18 protein-coding genes and 1 pseudogene are annotated in these 16,943 nt (G+C 65.2%); 7 read left to right on the top strand and 12 right to left on the bottom strand.

The window, feature by feature from the left end:
• The first annotated feature begins 62 nt into the window (after positions 1-62).
• The 3 genes from QCE69_RS30210 (at position 63) to QCE69_RS30200 (ending at position 3,468) form a co-directional block, all read left to right on the top strand.
• A complete protein-coding gene (locus QCE69_RS30210) occupies positions 63-221 on the top strand; it encodes a hypothetical protein (protein WP_309819798.1) in 159 nt (52 codons plus the stop codon).
• A 251-nt stretch (positions 222-472) separates the two neighbouring features.
• The gene (locus QCE69_RS30205; RefSeq protein ID WP_309934601.1) at positions 473-2,491 is read left to right on the top strand and encodes a hybrid sensor histidine kinase/response regulator; all 2,019 of its coding nucleotides are present in this window, start codon (positions 473-475) and stop codon (positions 2,489-2,491) included.
• Positions 2,488-3,468, top strand: coding sequence for a nucleoside hydrolase (locus QCE69_RS30200; protein ID WP_309926020.1), 981 nt, complete (start codon positions 2,488-2,490; stop codon positions 3,466-3,468). The genes QCE69_RS30205 and QCE69_RS30200 overlap by 4 nt, the downstream gene beginning before the upstream one ends.
• Here QCE69_RS30200 and QCE69_RS30195 read toward each other — a convergent pair.
• Both QCE69_RS30195 and QCE69_RS30190 read right to left on the bottom strand, forming a co-directional pair.
• Positions 3,433-4,107: an alpha/beta hydrolase gene (locus QCE69_RS30195; RefSeq protein WP_309934599.1), complete on the bottom strand. Its 675-nt coding sequence runs from the start codon at positions 4,105-4,107 to the stop codon at positions 3,433-3,435. The two genes, QCE69_RS30200 and QCE69_RS30195, sit on opposite strands and share 36 nt — an antisense overlap.
• A 74-nt stretch (positions 4,108-4,181) precedes the next feature.
• Complete coding sequence (locus QCE69_RS30190) at positions 4,182-4,571, bottom strand: MAPEG family protein (RefSeq protein ID WP_309837833.1); 390 nt, start codon at positions 4,569-4,571, stop codon at positions 4,182-4,184.
• Between the two features lie 104 nt (positions 4,572-4,675).
• Between QCE69_RS30190 and QCE69_RS30185 the strand changes: the two genes are divergently transcribed.
• Positions 4,676-5,071 (top strand): DNA-binding protein, encoded by a 396-nt coding sequence (locus QCE69_RS30185; RefSeq protein WP_309934598.1) that lies wholly within the window; start codon positions 4,676-4,678, stop codon positions 5,069-5,071.
• Here the strand turns inward: QCE69_RS30185 and QCE69_RS30180 are convergent.
• From QCE69_RS30180 to QCE69_RS30170, 3 genes are all read right to left on the bottom strand, one after another.
• On the bottom strand, positions 5,055-5,909 hold the full coding sequence (locus QCE69_RS30180) for a metallophosphoesterase family protein (protein WP_309934596.1): 855 nt from the start codon (positions 5,907-5,909) through the stop codon (positions 5,055-5,057). The two genes, QCE69_RS30185 and QCE69_RS30180, sit on opposite strands and share 17 nt — an antisense overlap.
• Positions 5,906-6,907 (bottom strand): diacylglycerol kinase family protein, encoded by a 1,002-nt coding sequence (locus tag QCE69_RS30175; RefSeq protein ID WP_309934594.1) that lies wholly within the window; start codon positions 6,905-6,907, stop codon positions 5,906-5,908. The genes QCE69_RS30180 and QCE69_RS30175 overlap by 4 nt, the downstream gene beginning before the upstream one ends.
• A gap of 131 nt (positions 6,908-7,038) precedes the next feature.
• Complete coding sequence (locus QCE69_RS30170; protein WP_309926012.1) at positions 7,039-7,479, bottom strand: CBS domain-containing protein; 441 nt, start codon at positions 7,477-7,479, stop codon at positions 7,039-7,041.
• A 343-nt stretch (positions 7,480-7,822) separates the two neighbouring features.
• On the opposite strand from QCE69_RS30170, the gene QCE69_RS30165 reads away from it, so the two are divergent.
• Positions 7,823-8,782 carry a chemotaxis protein gene (locus QCE69_RS30165; protein WP_309819785.1) on the top strand — a complete coding sequence of 320 codons (960 nt, stop codon included), beginning with the start codon at positions 7,823-7,825 and terminating at the stop codon, positions 8,780-8,782.
• Between the two features lie 130 nt (positions 8,783-8,912).
• Here QCE69_RS30165 and QCE69_RS30160 read toward each other — a convergent pair whose 3' ends face one another.
• From QCE69_RS30160 to QCE69_RS30150, 3 genes are all read right to left on the bottom strand, one after another.
• Positions 8,913-9,191, bottom strand: coding sequence for a hypothetical protein (locus tag QCE69_RS30160; RefSeq protein WP_309837826.1), 279 nt, complete (start codon positions 9,189-9,191; stop codon positions 8,913-8,915).
• A gap of 320 nt (positions 9,192-9,511) precedes the next feature.
• Positions 9,512-9,946, bottom strand: a complete 435-nt coding sequence (locus tag QCE69_RS30155) for a response regulator (protein ID WP_309926010.1) — start codon at positions 9,944-9,946, stop codon at positions 9,512-9,514.
• Positions 9,947-10,013: 67 nt separating this feature from the next.
• The gene (locus tag QCE69_RS30150; RefSeq protein WP_309934592.1) at positions 10,014-10,385 is read right to left on the bottom strand and encodes a hypothetical protein; all 372 of its coding nucleotides are present in this window, start codon (positions 10,383-10,385) and stop codon (positions 10,014-10,016) included.
• A gap of 271 nt (positions 10,386-10,656) precedes the next feature.
• Here QCE69_RS30150 and QCE69_RS30145 point away from each other — a divergent pair, with 271 nt between their 5' ends.
• A complete protein-coding gene (locus tag QCE69_RS30145) occupies positions 10,657-11,679 on the top strand; it encodes a transporter (RefSeq protein WP_309926007.1) in 1,023 nt (340 codons plus the stop codon).
• Positions 11,680-11,695: 16 nt separating this feature from the next.
• On the opposite strand, the gene QCE69_RS30140 is transcribed toward QCE69_RS30145, so the two are convergent.
• Entirely contained in the window at positions 11,696-12,163 is a 468-nt protein-coding gene (locus QCE69_RS30140; protein ID WP_309926006.1) for a nuclear transport factor 2 family protein, read from the bottom strand.
• Between the two features lie 120 nt (positions 12,164-12,283).
• Here QCE69_RS30140 and QCE69_RS30135 point away from each other — a divergent pair, with 120 nt between their 5' ends.
• Positions 12,284-12,865: a TetR/AcrR family transcriptional regulator gene (locus tag QCE69_RS30135; protein ID WP_309934591.1), complete on the top strand. Its 582-nt coding sequence runs from the start codon at positions 12,284-12,286 to the stop codon at positions 12,863-12,865.
• A 7-nt stretch (positions 12,866-12,872) separates the two neighbouring features.
• Here QCE69_RS30135 and QCE69_RS30130 read toward each other — a convergent pair whose 3' ends face one another.
• The 3 genes and pseudogenes from QCE69_RS30130 to QCE69_RS30120 form a co-directional block, all read right to left on the bottom strand.
• Positions 12,873-14,195 (bottom strand): TolC family protein, encoded by a 1,323-nt coding sequence (locus tag QCE69_RS30130; protein WP_309926004.1) that lies wholly within the window; start codon positions 14,193-14,195, stop codon positions 12,873-12,875.
• Positions 14,188-16,296, bottom strand: a complete 2,109-nt coding sequence (locus tag QCE69_RS30125) for a peptidase domain-containing ABC transporter (protein WP_309934590.1) — start codon at positions 16,294-16,296, stop codon at positions 14,188-14,190. Before QCE69_RS30125 ends, QCE69_RS30130 begins: the two co-directional genes overlap by 8 nt.
• Positions 16,297-16,298: 2 nt before the next feature.
• Positions 16,299-16,841 (bottom strand): annotated as a pseudogene (locus QCE69_RS30120) (HlyD family efflux transporter periplasmic adaptor subunit); the annotation flags it as partial.
• Between the last annotated feature and the right edge of the window lie 102 nt (positions 16,842-16,943).

Here is a 16,943-nt window from a genome sequence, read left to right as displayed (position 1 = left end):
CGGCGGAGCGCCGCCTATGGTTATCAGTGTGTCGATCCGGACACGTCCTGAAGGAGGTCATCATGCCATCCCCACGCAAGGCTTCAGCTCAGCAACCCGCCGAAACTGAAATGTCGAGCCGCAAGAAAACGGCCGGCACCAAGGCATCGCCCGCCAAGGCCGCAGGCGCAAAAGAGATGCAGGTCACCAAGCGCACCACCAAGGCAAAACCGAAGTCCTGAGCGGTCATCGCACGATCCGCCCTCTTCATCGCGCGGGGGGCATTTCCTGTGGCTATCCTTCGACACGGCGGGCGCGGCCTTCGCGGCGCTCGCTGTTCGACCCCGCCGGTTCCTGCCTGATCCCCCGATACCCCGCCTGAAAAGACCCATAAAACCGCAATATTTGCCGGATATAACGGTTGTTGGCTAAAAAAAGGCGTATTGGTATGACTGCATTGTCCTAAAGTAGAGTCCCCCATCCCAGAGCGAGCATGAAGATGGCCGTACCGCAACGCGCCGCCGGCGTGCGTACCCCAGGAGTGCTGTCCGCGGCCGCCCGCGAAGCCGTCGCGAGCCTGGTGCGCAATCTCGCGATCCCGGCGCCGTTCTCCGATCCCGCTCTCGAGGCCCAGTTCCTCGAGGATCACAGTCAGCGCTTCTGCGCGTTCCGGCGCGCGTCCGCGCTGCTCGCGCTCGTCATCTGGACGTGCTTCCTCTGGTGGGACTTCAGCTTCGTGCGCGGCAACAAGGCGCTCAACGTGCGCCTCGCCGACATCCTCGCGCTGCGTTTCGCGGGCGTCGCGCTGCTGATTTTCGTCGGCGCGCTGGTGCTCCGGCCGTCGTTCCGCTCGCATGCGAACGCGCAGCGCGTCATCCTCACCGGCATCTACGGGCTGCTGTGCCTGATCCTGACGATGGTCGCGATCACCCCCGCGCCCTACAACTACACGCAGTATTTCATCGGCCTCTATCTGGCGCTGTTCTTCCAGTTCAGCTTCTTCTACCTGCGCTCGCGCGTCGCGCTGACGGCCGGCGCCATCACGATGGCCTCGGTCGTGCTGTGCCAGATCACGATCCACCTGCTCAACACCGAGGACTTCTTCGCCGGCCTGTTCTATATGTTCAACGTGCTGATCGTCGGACATGGCGTCTGCACGCACGCCGAGCGCGTCTCGCGCGAACGCTACAGCTCCGAGCGCGCGCTGGCCTCGCTGAACGACGAACTGCGTGCCGCCAACGGCTCGCTCGGGCGCAAGAACCGCGAGCTGGAGATTTCCAAGAAGGATCAGGAAAACAAGACCAACGCGCTGCTCGCGCTGCGCGAACAGCAGATGATCGCGGCGCAGACCGCGAGCCGCGACAAGTCCAACTTCCTCGCCGCCGCGACCCACGACCTGCGGCAGCCGATGCATGCCCTCAACCTGTTCCTGCAGGCCGCCGCCGAAGCCATTCGCAACGGCGAGTTCGACCAGGCCGAGCGGCTCATCAACGATTGCGGCCGTTCCTCCGTGATCCTCGCGCGGCTGCTGAACGCGGTGCTGGATCTGTCGCGGCTGGAATCGGGACGGGTCGTGCCGCGCTATCACGTGTTCGACGTGCGGCAGATCGTCGAGGAAGCCGCCGAGCAGTTGCGGCCGTTCGCGACGAGCCGGGGCGTCGAGCTGCGCCTGCGGCTGCCGAAGGAAGAAGTGGTCTGCGTGCGCAGCGATGCGCACTGGCTCGGGCGCGCGGTCGCCAATCTGGTCTCGAACGGCATCAAGTACGCGGACGCCAGCAAGTCGACCTGGCCGACCGTGATCGTCGGCGTGGTGCGCTCGGCCACGCGCGCGCGCATCGACGTGCTGGACAACGGCATCGGCATTCCCGCCGATTATTTCGACGCCATCTTCCAGCCGTTCTTCCAGGTCGACAATCCCGAGCAGGATCGCGACAAGGGGCTGGGCCTCGGACTGTCGATCGTCAACGCGGTCATGTCGATGCTCGACCAGCATCGGATCGAACTCAAGTCCACCGAGGGACGCGGCTCGCGCTTCTCGCTGGAAATGCCGCTGTGCGGGCCGTCGCAGGACAAGCCGTCGGCGCGCGCGCCGGCACGCTCGGAAGCGGCCGAAGCCGCGCAGCTGAAGGGGCGCTACGTGCTGCTCGTGGAAGACGACGGGCTCGTGCGCGCCTCCACGGAAGCGCTGTTGTCCCAGTGGGGCGTGCTGTTCGATTCGGCGGCGACCTTCGAGGAATACGAGGACATCCTGAGCGACATCGAGCGTTTTCCCGATCTCATCATTACCGATTTCCGTCTGCGCGACACCCGCACTGCCCGCCAGGTGGCGATGCTCGGCGCCGCGAAGCTCGGCCGGCCGTGTCCCGTGCTCGTGGTGACCGGCGAGCCGGCGGCCTGCATCGTGCCGCTCGCCTGTGACCAGGACGTGCTGAGCAAGCCGGTCAGCCCGGCCGAACTGCGGCGCGGCATGCTCGCGCTGCTGCCGCTTCACGAGACGGCGGACGCCGCATGACGCTGCACAAGATCATCTACGACACCGATCCCGGCATCGACGACGCCATCGCGCTCGTGTTCCAGGCGCTGCATCCGGATATCGAACTGGTGGGCATCACGAGCGTGTTCGGCAACGCGGATATCGACACGACCACCGCCAACGCGCTCTATCTCGCGCAGCGCTTCGCGCCGGGCGTGCCGGTCGTGCGCGGCGCGGCGGCGCCGCTGCGGCGGCCCGCGCCCCTGCCGATTCCGCATATTCATGGCAAGGACGGGCTCGGGGAGATCGAGCGGGATGGCGGTTCCGGGAAAGAAGACGGGCGGGAAGCGCATCGCTTCATGGTCGAGACGGTGCGGGCGCATCCCGGCGAGATCACGCTGCTCGCGGTCGGGCCGCTGACCAATCTCGCGCTCGCGCTGCAACTGGATCCCGGCATCGCGACGCTGGTGCGCGAGGTCGTCGTGATGGGCGGCGCGTTCGGCATCCATGGCGCGCTCGGCAACGTCACGCCGGCCGCCGAAGCAAACATGCACGGCGATCCCGATGCCGCCGACATCGTGTTCGGCGCGCCCTGGAAGGTGTCGATTGCCGGACTCGATGTGACGCACGAAACCGTGATGACCACCGCTTTCCTGGCCGCGCTGCGCGACAACGCCGGCGACGCGGGCCGGTTCGTGTGGGACGTGTCCCGCTTCTACGAGCGCTTTCATGCGGAGGAAGGCGTCACGGGCGGCATCTACGCGCACGATTATTCGGCGGCGGCCTTCGTCGTGGCGCGCGAATGCTACGTGACGCGGCGCGGCCCGGTGCGTGTGCTGACGGAAGGCATCGCCGCCGGCCTCACCGTGCAGAAGCCCGCTTCGATGCACGCGCCCGCGCCCGAGTGGGACACGCGTCCGGCCTGCGATGCATGCATCGGCGTGGATGCGGACGCCGTGCTGGAACTCTTCGCCGCGACCTTAAGCAACCAGGCGCGCGCCGAGCCACTGGCGTAGCGCCTCGACTTCCTCCATGCAGACCGAGTGCGGCATCGGGTAGGCATGCCATTCGACGTCGCAGCCCTGCTCGCGCGCGAACTCGCAGGCCTGTTCGCCGAGGCTCGGCTTCAGGACGTCATCGAAGGTGCCGTGCGCGGCAAAGATCGGTATGGTGCGGTTCGCCTCGCTCAAGGCTTCGCCGATCAGCCCTTCCGACGGAATGTAGCCCGACAGCACGATCAGCCCCGCGAGCCGCTCCGGATGCGTGAGGCCGGCGTGATACGTCATCGCACCGCCCTGCGAGAAGCCCGCCAGGAAGATGCGTTCAGTGGGAATGCCGCGCGCGGTCTGTTCGGCGATCAGCTCGCGCACCCGCGCCACCGATGCCTCGATCCCCGACTCATCCACACGCCGGTTCACGCCTTCGAAGGACAGGATGTCGTACCACGCGCGCATCACATAGCCGTTGTTCGCGGTGACGGCGATCTCCGGCGCGTTCGGAAACACGAAGCGGATGGCGGGGGCATCGGCGAGGCGCAGCTCAGGCACGAGCGGGATGAAGTCGTTGGCATCGGCGCCGAGGCCGTGCATCAGGATCACGGCAAAGCGCGGATCCGGCGCGGTTTCGATCTCGATAGTGGCGGGTTGGTCGGTCATTGATCGGCACTCCATGGCTTGAATACGCGGGCTGCCTGGATGCGCTGCTGGGCAGCGGGACAGCGGGACAGCGGCTAGACGATCGGCACGAGAATCTGCACGATCCCCACGATGGACACCAGCCACACGAGCGAGCGCACGAACGGCACACCCGCCACGTATAGCGGCACGTACACCAGGCGCGCGACGAAGTAGGCCAGCGCGCCGTAATGCGTCAGGACGTTCTCGCGCCCGGTCACGTGCACGATCAGCACTGCGATGGCGAAGATCGGCAGGGTTTCGAAAAGGTTCGTCTGGGCCCGCAGCAGCCGCCCGGAGAGCCTGCCGGGCGGCCGTGCGGGAGCGTCGCGCGGGCCGGCGTTGTAGCGCAGCCCCACTTCGCGGCTGCGTACGAAGGCTGGCAGCAAGACTTGCACCAGCGCGAGCACGAGTGTCCATGCCAGCATCGTCAGTTCGAAACTCACGGCGCCTCCATCGATGAATGCCCGGAACGGGTCGCGCCATCATGCCATCGCGATCCGCGAGCGTGTTACCTTGAATACGGTCCGGCTCTACTCGTCCCGTCGTCATGCATGCATTGACCCTCCACCTCTCGCCCGGCTGCGACCTGCGCGCCGCGCTCGATGACGCCTTCCAGTCGCGCGGGCTTTCGGCGGCGTTCGTGCTGCAGGGCATCGGCAGCCTGAGTGTCGCGCGGATCCGTTATGCGGGCCGCGACGACATCGCCGCGTTGCAGGGCGATCTGGAAATCCTGACGCTGGCCGGTTCGCTTTCCGCGCAAGGTCCGCACCTGCACATGAGCATCTCCGATGCCGACGGCCGGGTCATCGGCGGGCACGTCGCGCCGGGCTGCATCGTGCGGACGACGGTCGAGCTCGTCGTCGCGCATCTGCCCGAAGAGCGCTACACCCGCGAACCCGATGCCATCACCGGCTTCGCGGAACTGGTCATCCGGGCTGGGTGACCACGGCCGGCGGCAGCACGCCGTCGAGCGCCAGATCGTGCCGCGCGATCATCTCGAACGCGCCATGCGTCTCCGAATAGTCCCAGCGTTCCACCGTGGTCCGGCGCTCACCGCTTGCGGCGGCGTCATGACGGATCAGGTTCACCGAATTGTCGATGGTGCCGCGCGTGCGGCTCGACAGCGCCGTGCCCGCCTGCACCGCCCACATGCGCCGGGGCAAACCGGCGAAGGTATGGTGCAGCGGCAGGACATAAGGCAGATGGATATGCCCGCCGAGAATCAGGTCCGCGCCGGCGCGCGCCCAGCGCGTCACCGCGCGCTCGCGTCCGTGCAGCAGGTTCGTCTCGTCCTGCGCGCGCGTCACGGCCACCGGCTGATGGGTGACCACCACGCGCAACTGCGCCGGCTGTTCGGCCTGCGCCGCTTCCAGCCGTGCCGAGACGCGCCGGATCTGCGCCATCGACACTTCGCCGTCCTTGTGCCGCCAAGGACGCGTCGTGTTGACGCCGAGCACCAGCAGCGCCGCCGATTCGAAGCTCGGCTCGAGGTCCGCGCCGAACGCGCGCTGATGATTGGCGTAGGGAGTGCAGAGACGCGCGAGCGGATTGAACAGCGGAATGTCGTGATTGCCCGGCACGACGAGCGTGGGCGTGGCCCCGAGCCTATCGACGAACGCCCGCGCGGCCGCGAACTGGCTGCGGCGCGCGCGCTGCGTGATGTCGCCCGACAGGACCACGAGATCGGGCGGCAACGTTTCGATCAGATGCAGCAGCGCGGCGACCACCGCAGGCCGTTCGGTGCCGAAATGAGGATCCGATATCTGCAACAGCAAGGTCATGAACGATTCGCTTCCGCCACCTCGGGCTCGGGTTTGAGCAGGAGCAGCGGCCGGTCGGACACGCGGAATTCGAGCGGCAGTTGCAGCCGCGTGATCTCGCCATCGGTGGCGATCTTGACGAGCTTGCGCTTCTTTGACGGATGCGTCACCACGATCCGCTCGAAGGTCAGGCTCGTCACGTGATCCGAATCGGCGAGACGCCCCGCCGCGCCATGCAGCGACAGCCACAGATGCATCAGCCGTCCGACCGGCCGCGGCGCAAGCGCTGCGAGCAAACCCTGTTCCAGTGCGCGCGCGGCATCGGGCATGCCGATCTGCTCCATTTGCAGCCGGTTGTTGGCGACGAAGAGCGTCGATGAGCGCAACTCGGTCGTGCGGCCTTCGTGTTCGAGATGCAGGCGCAGATGGCGGTGCGGCTTGAGCATCGTATACAGCGCCGACCACAGCGCCACCAGCCGGCTGCGGCCGAACTGCTGCTTGTAGGTTTCGCGGTCTTCGAGCAGGCGCGGATAGAGGCCGAGGCTCGCGTTGACGAGAAACATCCGTCCGTTGGCGAAGCCGGTCTGCGTCGGATACGCGCGCGCGGCGAGGAGCAGTTTCGTGGAGGATTCGAGGTCGGCGGGAATGCCGTGATCGCGGCTGAAATAGTTGAAGGTGCCGCGCGGCAGCACCGCGAACGGGCAGCCGGCGTCCAGCGCCGCGTGCGCGACGGTGCAGAGCGTGCCGTCGCCGCCCGCGCCGACGAGCACGCCGTCCTGCGCGCGCGCCGCGTCTGCCGTTTCACGCGCGACCGCTTGCAGCCGGCGCGGATCCTCGACGACGCGCAGTTCGAAGCGGCGCCCCGCCGCGCCGAGTTCGCGTTCGAGCACGACGCGCGTTTCGTCGACGAGCTTGCGGCCGGAACCCGCGTTCATCACGATGAAGAACGGCGCGTCAGGAGCGAGGGTGATGGCCGTTTCGGCCGACGTGACGGATGGGGATGCAACGGTAGGGGTCATCGGCAGCGCTCCTCGCGGTTTCGTTGCGATTCCCGTGCGCGATGGACACGGCGAACCGCCGCGCGCCTGATGCGCAGGTGCGCGGCGGCTTGCCGATTATAACGAATGGCTTACAGTCCGGATGCGGCAGCTTACGTGTGTTCGCCGCGAATGTAGTACTCGAGCTGCTGGATGGTGTACTGCTGCTCGGCCATGATGTTTTTCACCAGATCGCCGATCGAAATCATGCCGACCAGCTTGCCGCCGTCGATCACCGGCAGATGGCGCATGCGCTTTTCGGTCATGAGCGCCATGCAGTCGTCGGTGGTCTGGTCGGGGCGCACGTAGCGCACCTGCGACGTCATGATGTCGCGCACCGGCGTCTGCTTCGACACGCGGTCCATCAGGACGACTTTGCGCGCATAGTCGCGCTCGGTCATGATGCCGACGATCTCGTCGCCCTCGGTGACGATCACCGCGCCGATATGCCGGTCGGCCATCATCTTGATGGCATCGAAGACCGATGCCGTGGCGGCCACCGTAAAGACCGTCTGGTCGGGTTTCGAACTCAGTACCTGTGCGACTGTTGCCATCGAGCGCCTCCGACTGGCTTCGCGCGGTCTGCCGGCGCATCGTGCCGGCGTGGTGCGCATTGTTGTACGCGGAAAACGATGCTGTCTCTGGGCGACGGTCTTGTTGTGCGCCTTTCAAGAGCCTAAAGCCTTGCGCGCGACGCCCTCATCGGCATTAACCCGACCATTCGGAAAAAAGTATAGATCAACGATGTGACGCGCCGCCTGCATCGTGCAAAGGCCGCGCACCGTCTTCCTTCAGTTTCCGCGACGCGTGCCGCTATTCAGACACCCGGCGGAAATCATCGCCGGATGCGGCATACAGGACGGCAACGCGGCGCGACGCGCCACTCAGGGAGAACAGGTGAGCACTTCACAACAGGATATCGAGCAGCGCGTGCGGCTCGCAGGCAGCAACATGTTCGAATTGCTCCTTTTCAGGCTCGGCGAGGCGCCGGGCTCGGAGCAGCGCGAACTGTACGGCATCAACGTCTTCAAGGTCCGCGAGATTCTCGCGATGCCGTCGATCACGGCCGTCGCCGGATCGAGCGAAGAGATTCTCGGCGTCGCCGATATCCGCGGCCAGATCATTCCGGTCATCGATCTCGCGCGCATCACCGGTTGCCGTCCGAAGAACGGTCCGAAAATCCTGCTGGTCACCGAATTCGCGCGCACGACGCAAGGCTTCGCCGTCGAGGAAGTCGACGATATCGTGCGGCTCGAATGGAATCAGGTGCTGTCGGCGGAATCGCACTCAGGGGGCACCGCCGTGACGAGTTTCGCGCGGCTGGACGGCAACGTCGACGGCTCGCGCCTCGCGCAGGTGCTCGATGTCGAGCGCATCGTGCGCGACGTGCTGCCGGGACAGACCTCCGACATCACCGAGGCCAGCACCGGCCGCCTGCAACTGAGGCCGGGCGCACGCGTGCTCGCCGCCGACGATTCCGGCGTGGCGCGCGCGCTGATCGAGCAAAGCCTGACCGCGATGGGCGTGCCGTTCGTCATGACGAAGACCGGCCAGGAAGCGTGGAACGTGCTGGAAGCCGCGCTGAAGAAAGCGCAGAAGGAAGGCACCGAAGTCGCCGATCAGATCGCGCTCGTACTCACCGATCTCGAAATGCCGGAGATGGACGGCTTCACGCTCACGCGCCGCATCAAGGCCGAGAGCGGCCTGATGCACATTCCGGTGGTGATCCATTCGTCGCTGTCCGGTTCAGCGAACGAACAGCATGTGCGCAAGGTCGGCGCGAATGCCTATGTGTCGAAATTCGAGGCGTCCGAGCTGGCCAGCGTGATGCGCGGCGCCCTCGCCCGGGCCGCGTGACGCCGGCCTGAACAGCGTTTCCCAAAACGATCGGCGCCCGGTGGTGCAGACCTCGTGAGTCTGCGCCGCCGGGCGCCGAAATTCATTCAGACCGTCAGCCTGGCCGGTACGCCAGGCTTGACCGGTTCGATCAGTGACCGAAGAAAACCGATTGCGCGTTGTTGTTGCTCGATTGGGCGCGATTGCCCGATTGAGCCAGCGATTCACGCGAGCCGCCGAAAGCGGTCGTGTTCACGCCGTTGGCGTTTTCCTGAGCGGCGATGGCTTGTGCGCTCGGGCCTTGCTGCGAAGCGGGCGCGCCGACAGCCGGACGGTAGAACGGAGCCGGACCGTAGCCGCTTGCAAACGCGGGGGCGGCGACAGCGGCGGAAACAGCGATAAGCAGGGTAGCGAGAAGATTGCGTTTCATGGTGTGTGCTCTAAAGACGGTTGACGTTCAATCAGAAAGCGCCGCAGCGGTCTTGCGAGAAACTGTCTGCTACGTCGATGGAATGCAGTGTATACCCCTACTATCGCTTTTTTATCCCCATTGGTTTCAATACAGTTTTCGTGGAATGCCAACAATCGCTGGCCGCACAATCGTGCTGAAACCGCGCAGCGGCTCGCAGCGTAAGGGATTTAAGCCGGAATAGATGTTCTGTCACCGCACGCTTCATTCGGCGGGGACGGAACAATATTTAGCGCACGAGCGTGCGTTAAAAACGTTGGCGCACGTGATTTCCGGCGTTATCAGTGAACGACCAGCCGCTCGATCAGATGCACCAGCGCGCCGGGCGGGTTGCCCTTCTGGCAATAGCCGTCGAAACCTGCGGGCAGCCCTTGCGGCCGCACGCTTTCCTCGCCAAGCGCCGTGAACGCAATGATCACCGCATCCCGCGTATGAGCGATACGCCGAAGCACGCGCGCGGTTGCGTAGCCATCGTGTTCGGGCATGGTGATGTCGAGAATGACGACATGCGGCACCCAGTGATCGACGGCGTGCAGCGCGTCCACGCCGGAGAGCGCGAAGCGCGTGTCGAAACCGTCCGAGATCAGCGCGGCAGAAAGCGCTTCGGCGCTGAAGGCGTTGTCGTCGACGACCAGGATGCGCCACTGGTCGCGATCCACGTCGACATTACGGCGCGACCACAGCGCGCAATGGGGGGAATGCAGGGAAACGGACATGAGCCAGTCGACGGATTCGTATGCCCGCAGTGCAGCACGAATCGAGCCCGGCCCAGGCGGAAAGCATTCAGGCGGTGTCGTCGTTGGCGGACGGTGCGGCCTTGTCGTCCTTCTTGCCCTTGCGTTTCTTGCTGGACGCTGCCGCTTCGGTGTCGCGCAGGCGAGCGTTGGCCTCGACCAGCGATGCGGCGTCGCGCTGGCGCAACACGAGATCCAGCTCGCCGAGCGCGCCCAGCAGCGCCGCCTGCTCGGCATCGTCCAGCAGCGCACCGCTCTGTGTCACGCGCCGCGCCTCCTTGTCGAGACGCTTCAGGAGTTTCGCGCCGAAGCGCGTATCGATGGCGCTCTCGCGCGTCAACGTCCCAATGACCGATGCCAGCCGGATGAGTCCTCCGGCGGTGGTCTGAGTCGCGCCGTCCAGATCGTCGTGGTCTTCCAAAACCTTCTCCCCAAGTTGGCGCGCGGCGCCCGGTGCGCGGCCGGCCCGATGCGGACGCCGCATGAGCGCCCGTCTCCGGTCCGGCGATGATACGCCGCCAATATGACAGTCATTATTTGCATGTACCGATGCACTCACCATGATCGTTTCACGGTCGTCACGCGTTACGATCCCGATTCGGGGCGCGACCGATGGCACACTACTGCGTGGCGTCCGCCGCGGCGCCTGTCGCAGACACGCAGATCGCCCCAGAACCGCAACCGAATCCCGCATGAATCCCGCTACCCTGCAAAGACCGCCTTACGGCTCCGATTTCTCCGGCCTCGTCTGCGGCTTTCGATTCCACGTCGATCAGCCCGGCGAACCGATCGATGCAGAGGCCGCGAGCGCATGGCTCGCCCGCGACGACACGACCAAGGAGTTCGTCTGGCTGCATTTCGATCTGGCGAACAGTGCGTGCGAACGCTGGATGCGCGGCCGGCTCGACTTGCCGGACGCGTTCTTCGACACGCTGCACGAAGGCTCGCACTCGACGCGCCTCGAGCATCACGAGGGCGCGCTGTTCGCGCTCATCAACGACGTGATGTTCAACTTCGAACTGACGCCTTCCGAGATCGCCACATTGTGGGTTTATACGCACCAGAAGCTGATCGTGACCGCGCGTCTCAAGCCGTTGCGATCGGTCGACTCGTTGCGCGAATCGGTCAGGCGCGGCGAGGTCTTCCGCTCGCCGGCCGAATTGCTGGCGCATCTGCTGCGCGATCAGGCCGACCTGCTGGTGCAGATCGTGCGGCGCACGAGCGTCGAGGTCGATGGACTGGAAGACCGCTTTCTGTCGATGCGCGGCACCGAGATGCGCACCGACCTCGGTGGACTGCGCCGCGTGCTGGTCCGGCTGCAACGCCTGCTCGCGCCGGAACCCGGCTCCGTGTTCCGGCTGCTTGCCCGGCCGCCGCGCTGGCTGCATGCCCAGGACATTCAGGACCTGCGTGACGCCACCGAAGAGTTTTCGCTCGTGCTCAACGATCTCGCGGGTCTGGTCGAGCGCATCAAGCTGCTGCAGGAGGAAGTGGGCACGCGCATGGACGAACAGAGCAACCGCACACTGTTCACGCTGACGCTCGTGACCGTGCTGGCGCTGCCGATCAATATCGTCGCGGGCTTCTTCGGCATGAATGTCGGCGGCATTCCGCTCGCCGAGAATCACCACGGCTTCTGGCTGCTCGTGGTGATCGTCGCGAGTTTCACCGCGTTGGCGGGATGGTGGGCCTTCCGGCGCCGCCGCAACGGCTGAGCGTCTCAAGGGCGCGTCAGAAGCCCAGGTTGCTCAGGCCCGGATGCTCGTCGGGACGACGGCCCAGCGGCCAGTGATATTTCCGGTCCGCTTCCTTGATGGGCAGGTCGTTGATCGACGCATGACGATGCGTCATCAGCCCCTGCTCGTTGAATTCCCAGTTCTCGTTGCCGTAGCTGCGATACCAGTTGTTGGCATCGTCGTGCCATTCATACGCAAAGCGCACCGCGATGCGGTTGCCCGTGAAGGCCCACAGTTCCTTGATCAGGCGATAGTCCAGTTCGCGCGCCCATTTGCGGCGCAGGAACGCCACCACTTCCTCACGTCCGTTCGCGAATTCGGCGCGATTGCGCCAGCGTGTATCCGTGCTGTAGGCGAGCGACACACGCTCCGGTTCACGCGTGTTCCATGCATCTTCCGCGAGACGCACTTTCAGACGGGCCGATTCTTCATCGAACGGCGGGAACGGCGGCTTGCTTTCCATGACGATTCCTCCTGTAAACAGAACAGCGGCAGACAATTGACAGATTCGCGCCTGGTAGACAAGTCTGTCTACTCCGACGCACTCTAGCGCAGGTAGACGAACCTGTCTACAATCGCCGGCATGAATACGGCAGCCTCCCTGATCGAGTTTCCGGAACTCACGCCCGATGCGCGCATTCTCCAGACCGCGCATGATCTGTTTTATCGCGACGGCATTCGCGCCACGGGCATCGACCGCGTGATCGCCGAATCAGGCGTCGCGAAGAAGACGTTCTATCGTTATTTTCCGAGCAAGGACGATCTGATTGTCGCGTTCCTCGAGTTCAGGCACGACAACTGGATGAACTGGTTCAAGGACGCGCTGCAACGGCACGGCGGCACGCTGGCGGCGCTGGTGCCGGCGCTGGCGGAATGGTTCGGCGCCGAAAGCTATCGCGGCTGCGCGTTCATCAACTCGGTGGTGGAAATCGGCGGCACGTTGCCGCAGGCGGTAGAGATCGCGCGACGGCACAAGCGCGACATGACGTCCGCCATTCGCGCACTCATGCCGGCCGCGCGCACCGCCAAAGCCGACGCGCAGGCGCTCGCCCTCGCAGTGGACGGCGCCATTGTCGCCGCGCAGTTCGCCGACTCGCCCGCGGATGCGTTGAAGGCGCTCGCGCGCCTGGTGCGCGCGGTGAAGCGCGGCACCAGCGCGGAATGAAGCAGTCTTAGCGGGAAGACACTTCGGGCGAGCCGCCCAACAGCGCGTTCATCGAATCGATGTCTTCCATGCTCAGCGTCGCCACGTCCGCCTTGAGCCGCAGGAACGCAACCAGCGCCTCATAACGTGAACGCAACAGGTCGCGCTTCGCGGTATAGAGCGTGTCGATGGCGCGCAGGACGTCCGTGCTCGCGCGGCTGCCCACCTTGAAGCCGACCGTCGTCGCCTGCAGCGACTCGTCTGCCGTCGCGACGAGATGCGTCAGCGATTCACTGCGAATGCGTTCACGCACATAGCGCGCGTGGTCATCGCGCGCGGCGGCTTCGGCCTGCACCGAGGCCGCGTTGAAGGTCTGCTCCGCCTTGTCCTGCTGCGCGAGCGACTGCTTCACCCGCGCCTGGATCTCGCCTCCCGAGAACAGCGGAACCTGCACCTGCAACATGCCGACGGTGGTCGTGGTCGGACGCGAATAGCCGCCCGCCGCGCCCGCCGGCGTATAGCTGCCCGTCACGCTGACCACCGGATAGCCGGCCGCGCGCGCCTTCGCGGAATCGAATTGCGCGATCTTCCAGCCCAATTCTTTCGACTGCACTTCATACGCGCTCGTCTTCGCCTGCTCGGCCCAGGCTTCCTGCCCCTCCGTGAGACCCGGCGGAGTCATGCCGGCGGGCAACGGCGTCAGCGCCACGAACGGCTGTCCCGTCGCCTGCTGCACCGCGCGACGCTTGACGCCCAGTTCCTCTTGCGCGTCCATTGCCTGCAATTGCGCCTGTTCACGCGCGGCGTCGATTTCGCGTTCGTCGATCAGCGTCGCCTCGCCCGCCGCGCGCTTGCGGCGCACCTGATCGCGCTGCGCCTCGATGGCCTTCAGATACTCGCCCGAGCGCTTCACTTCGTCTTCCGCGGCGAGTTCGTCGAAGTAGGCACGCACTGCGCGCAGGATGGACTTCTGCTGCGCCGCGGCCAGATCGACGGCCCCTTGCGCAACGATGTAATCCGCCTGCCGATAGGCCGTCCACTTGCTCCAGTCGAACAGCGGCTGCGTGATGTTGACCATCCAGCCGCTCTGCCAGTAGGTCTGCCGCGGATAGGGATCCATGTCGATACGGTTGTACGCGCGGCCCCAGCCGCCGGTGATTTGTGGCAACAAGCCCGCGCGTGCGATCGGTACCGACAGCTTCGCGGCCTCGTAGGCAGCGCGGGCCTGGCCCAGCTCCGCGTCGTAATCGAGTGCTTGCTGCACGACCGTGGAAAGATCGTCGGCTTGCGCCAGATGGGTGGTTCCGAGCAGCACGAGCAGCGCCGTTGCGCCCAAGCCTCGCTTAAGCATAGGCGGCCTCCTGCTCAGCGCCGGCGTCTTCGCGCACCAGCGCGCCGTCTTCGAAGCGATAGCGGATGTCGAACCACGATGCGAGCGACATGTCATGCGTGATCACCACCACCGTGCGATTGAGATTGCGCAGCAGCGTGGCGATATGCTGTACGGACACCGGATCGAGATTCGAGGTGGGTTCGTCAAGCAGCAGCACCTCGCGCTGCTGATACAGCGCCCGCGCCAGCAGCAGACGCTGACGCTGCCCCGCCGAGATGTTCGCGATGGTGTCGCTGATGACCGTGCGTGTGCGCATCGGCAGCCGCATGACGTCCGGCAGCAGACCGACGTCGTCGAGGATCGCGTGGACGCGATCCTCGTCCGTCTGGCCTGCGAACAGTGTGATGTTGTCGGCGATGGAACCATGCAGGATGATGTCGCCCTGCCGCATGTGCGCCTGATGCCGGCGGATTTCATCGACGGCGAGATTCGGCCACGCGATGCCGTTCAACACGATCTGCCCGTCCTGCAGCGGCTCGGCCGCCGACAACAGCTTGAACAGCGTCGACTTGCCGCTGCCGGACGGTCCGGTGATGACGATCTTGTCGCCCTTGCTGATCCGGAAACCCGCATCGCGCAATACCGGCTGATCCGAAATGCCGTACTTGAAGGTCACGTTGCGCACGTCGATGCAGTCGAACTGACGCACTTCCGTTGCGCGTTGCGTATCGGGCAGCGGCGTATAGCGCTCGTTCTCGCATTCGACGATGTCGTCGACACGCGCCGTCGGCACACTCAGCATGAAGTACTGGAACATTGCGCCGATGGCGCTCGCGAGCCGCTCCGACATCAGCGACTTGTAGATCAGGAACGAATAGAACACGCCGACCGAAATCTTGCCGCCCAGCATGAGGCGCGCCGCCATCCAGGTGATGACGAGCGTGTCCGCATAATTGACCAGCTTGAGAAAGCCGTCGCGCCGGCAGGCCAGGCGGCTGCTCTGCAACAGGGCCGAGGCATAGGCCTTGAACAGCGTCATGTGAATGGCCGTGCGGCGCGTCTCCCCCTGAGCCAGCTTGAGCAGCGACGCGGCGCGGATGGTCTCGATCAGCGAATCGTCGCAACGCGCGGAGGTTTCGAGCACGAGCGCGTGAGTGTCGCGCATTGCCGGGTACATGCTCAGCGCGATGAGCACATACAGCGCGAACACCGCCAGCGCAATGAACGTGAGCTGCGCGCTCTGGATCAGCATCAGTACGAGCGCCAGCACGCCGACCGCCAGATCGATGTGCAGCGTAATGGCCGAACGCGTGGCATACGCGCTGATTTCATCCTGCGCCTTCACGCGGGCGAAGACATCGCCGACGTGACGCTTCTCGAACCACGACATCGGATTGCGCAGCAGATGACGCACGACACCTTCCGTCGAGTTGATCTGCGTGAGGGTATAGAGCAGTTCGGTCAGATACTTCTGCACGTACTCGCTCAGCGCGCCCAGCAGGAAGATGCTGGCGAAGCTCATGATGAGCACGTTCAGCAGGTTGCGATTGTCCGCCGCAACGACATGGTCCAGCGTGAGATTGCCGAAGTACGGCATCGAGAGAATGGCGAACTGGCTGCCGAGCGCGACGAACAGCACCTTGGCCGTCTGCCGCTTCAGTTGCGGACTGAAGGCGCGCACGCGCTTCAACGCTGCCGGCACGCGCGACTTCGCGCGGATGCGCGGCATCTCGGGTGTGGGCGAGAACTCGAGCAGGAAGCCGGAAATGGCTGAGCGGAAGGTATCCATCGACACGCGCCGGCGGCCGGTGGCCGGATCGAGGATGCTGATATAGCCGCGGCTCACCTTCTCGAACACGACGAAGTGCGCGCCGCCGAAGTGCAGGATCGAGCCTTTCTTGACTTCGGAAAGATGCGACGGGTCGAAGCGATACGCCTGCACCGCCAGGCCAAAGTCCACGGCCACGTCGTACAGGTCCATCAAGCTCAGGCCGTTCGCGGAGATGGGCTTGTAGGCGGACAGCTCGCGCACTTCCGTCGCGCGGCCGAGATGCGACAGCACCATCGCCAGGCACGCGTAGCCGCATTCGGCTACTTCATTCTGATAGATCACTCGCACGTTCATCCCCTCAACATTCGAAACAGTGGCGCCAACACCCATTCGGCGATGCTTCTGCGCTCCACGACGATGCTCGCGGTCGCGCGCATGCCGGGAAGAATCGCGAAATGCTGACCTTCGAAGTCGAAGGTATTGCCGCGCAGCGTGGCCCACGCGAGATAGTCGCCTTCGCTGTCCGAGCCTTTCGAGCCGGCGGTCTGCTCCGGGTCGGGCGTGCCCGGCGTGCCCTGGTTGCTGGGCGGGCTCGCGGGCAGCACGGTGGTTCCCGAAATGGAATCGATGCGCGCCTCGTAGGTGCCGAACTTGGCGTAGGGAAAGGCGTCGAACTTGAGCCGCACGAGCTGACCTTCGCGCACGAAGCCGCGACGCCGCGACGGAATGCTCAGCGCGACACGCAGCGGCCCGCCCTCCTTGGTCGCGATGACCAGCGCGACATCGCTCGTCGACAACATGCGTCCCGCCACCAGTCCCGAGAACGTCACCACGCCGCCCTTCGGCGCGGACACCGTCGCGTCCTGGCGCTGCTGCTCGTAGCGGGCCTGTACGTCGTCGGACCTGCAAAATTGGGTTTTGTTCGTGGACGCCTCGGGGCATTCATCAGGTGGCCTTGTACTTTTCGAACTCAGGCAGTTGTAGGAGGTGCGAGC

This window comes from Caballeronia sp. LZ032, from assembly GCF_031451315.1.
Lineage (GTDB): Bacteria > Pseudomonadota > Gammaproteobacteria > Burkholderiales > Burkholderiaceae > Caballeronia.
This window is presented reverse-complemented; position numbering and strand designations above follow the sequence as displayed.

Bases quoted from the DNA above. Each gene is read 5' to 3' on its own strand.
- QCE69_RS30145 (WP_309926007.1), top strand. From the start codon at position 10,657: ATGAATCCCGCTACCCTGCAAAGACCGCCTTACGGCTCCGATTTCTCC.
- QCE69_RS30175 (WP_309934594.1), bottom strand. From the start codon at position 6,907: ATGACCCCTACCGTTGCATCCCCATCCGTCACGTCGGCCGAAACGGCC.
- QCE69_RS30170 (WP_309926012.1), bottom strand. From the start codon at position 7,479: ATGGCAACAGTCGCACAGGTACTGAGTTCGAAACCCGACCAGACGGTC.
- QCE69_RS30160 (WP_309837826.1), bottom strand. From the start codon at position 9,191: ATGAAACGCAATCTTCTCGCTACCCTGCTTATCGCTGTTTCCGCCGCT.
- QCE69_RS30195 (WP_309934599.1), bottom strand. From the start codon at position 4,107: ATGACCGACCAACCCGCCACTATCGAGATCGAAACCGCGCCGGATCCG.
- QCE69_RS30200 (WP_309926020.1), top strand. From the start codon at position 2,488: ATGACGCTGCACAAGATCATCTACGACACCGATCCCGGCATCGACGAC.
- QCE69_RS30155 (WP_309926010.1), bottom strand. From the start codon at position 9,946: ATGTCCGTTTCCCTGCATTCCCCCCATTGCGCGCTGTGGTCGCGCCGT.
- QCE69_RS30205 (WP_309934601.1), top strand. From the start codon at position 473: ATGAAGATGGCCGTACCGCAACGCGCCGCCGGCGTGCGTACCCCAGGA.
- QCE69_RS30135 (WP_309934591.1), top strand. From the start codon at position 12,284: ATGAATACGGCAGCCTCCCTGATCGAGTTTCCGGAACTCACGCCCGAT.
- QCE69_RS30185 (WP_309934598.1), top strand. From the start codon at position 4,676: ATGCATGCATTGACCCTCCACCTCTCGCCCGGCTGCGACCTGCGCGCC.
- QCE69_RS30130 (WP_309926004.1), bottom strand. From the start codon at position 14,195: ATGCTTAAGCGAGGCTTGGGCGCAACGGCGCTGCTCGTGCTGCTCGGA.
- QCE69_RS30210 (WP_309819798.1), top strand. From the start codon at position 63: ATGCCATCCCCACGCAAGGCTTCAGCTCAGCAACCCGCCGAAACTGAA.
- QCE69_RS30140 (WP_309926006.1), bottom strand. From the start codon at position 12,163: ATGGAAAGCAAGCCGCCGTTCCCGCCGTTCGATGAAGAATCGGCCCGT.
- QCE69_RS30180 (WP_309934596.1), bottom strand. From the start codon at position 5,909: ATGACCTTGCTGTTGCAGATATCGGATCCTCATTTCGGCACCGAACGG.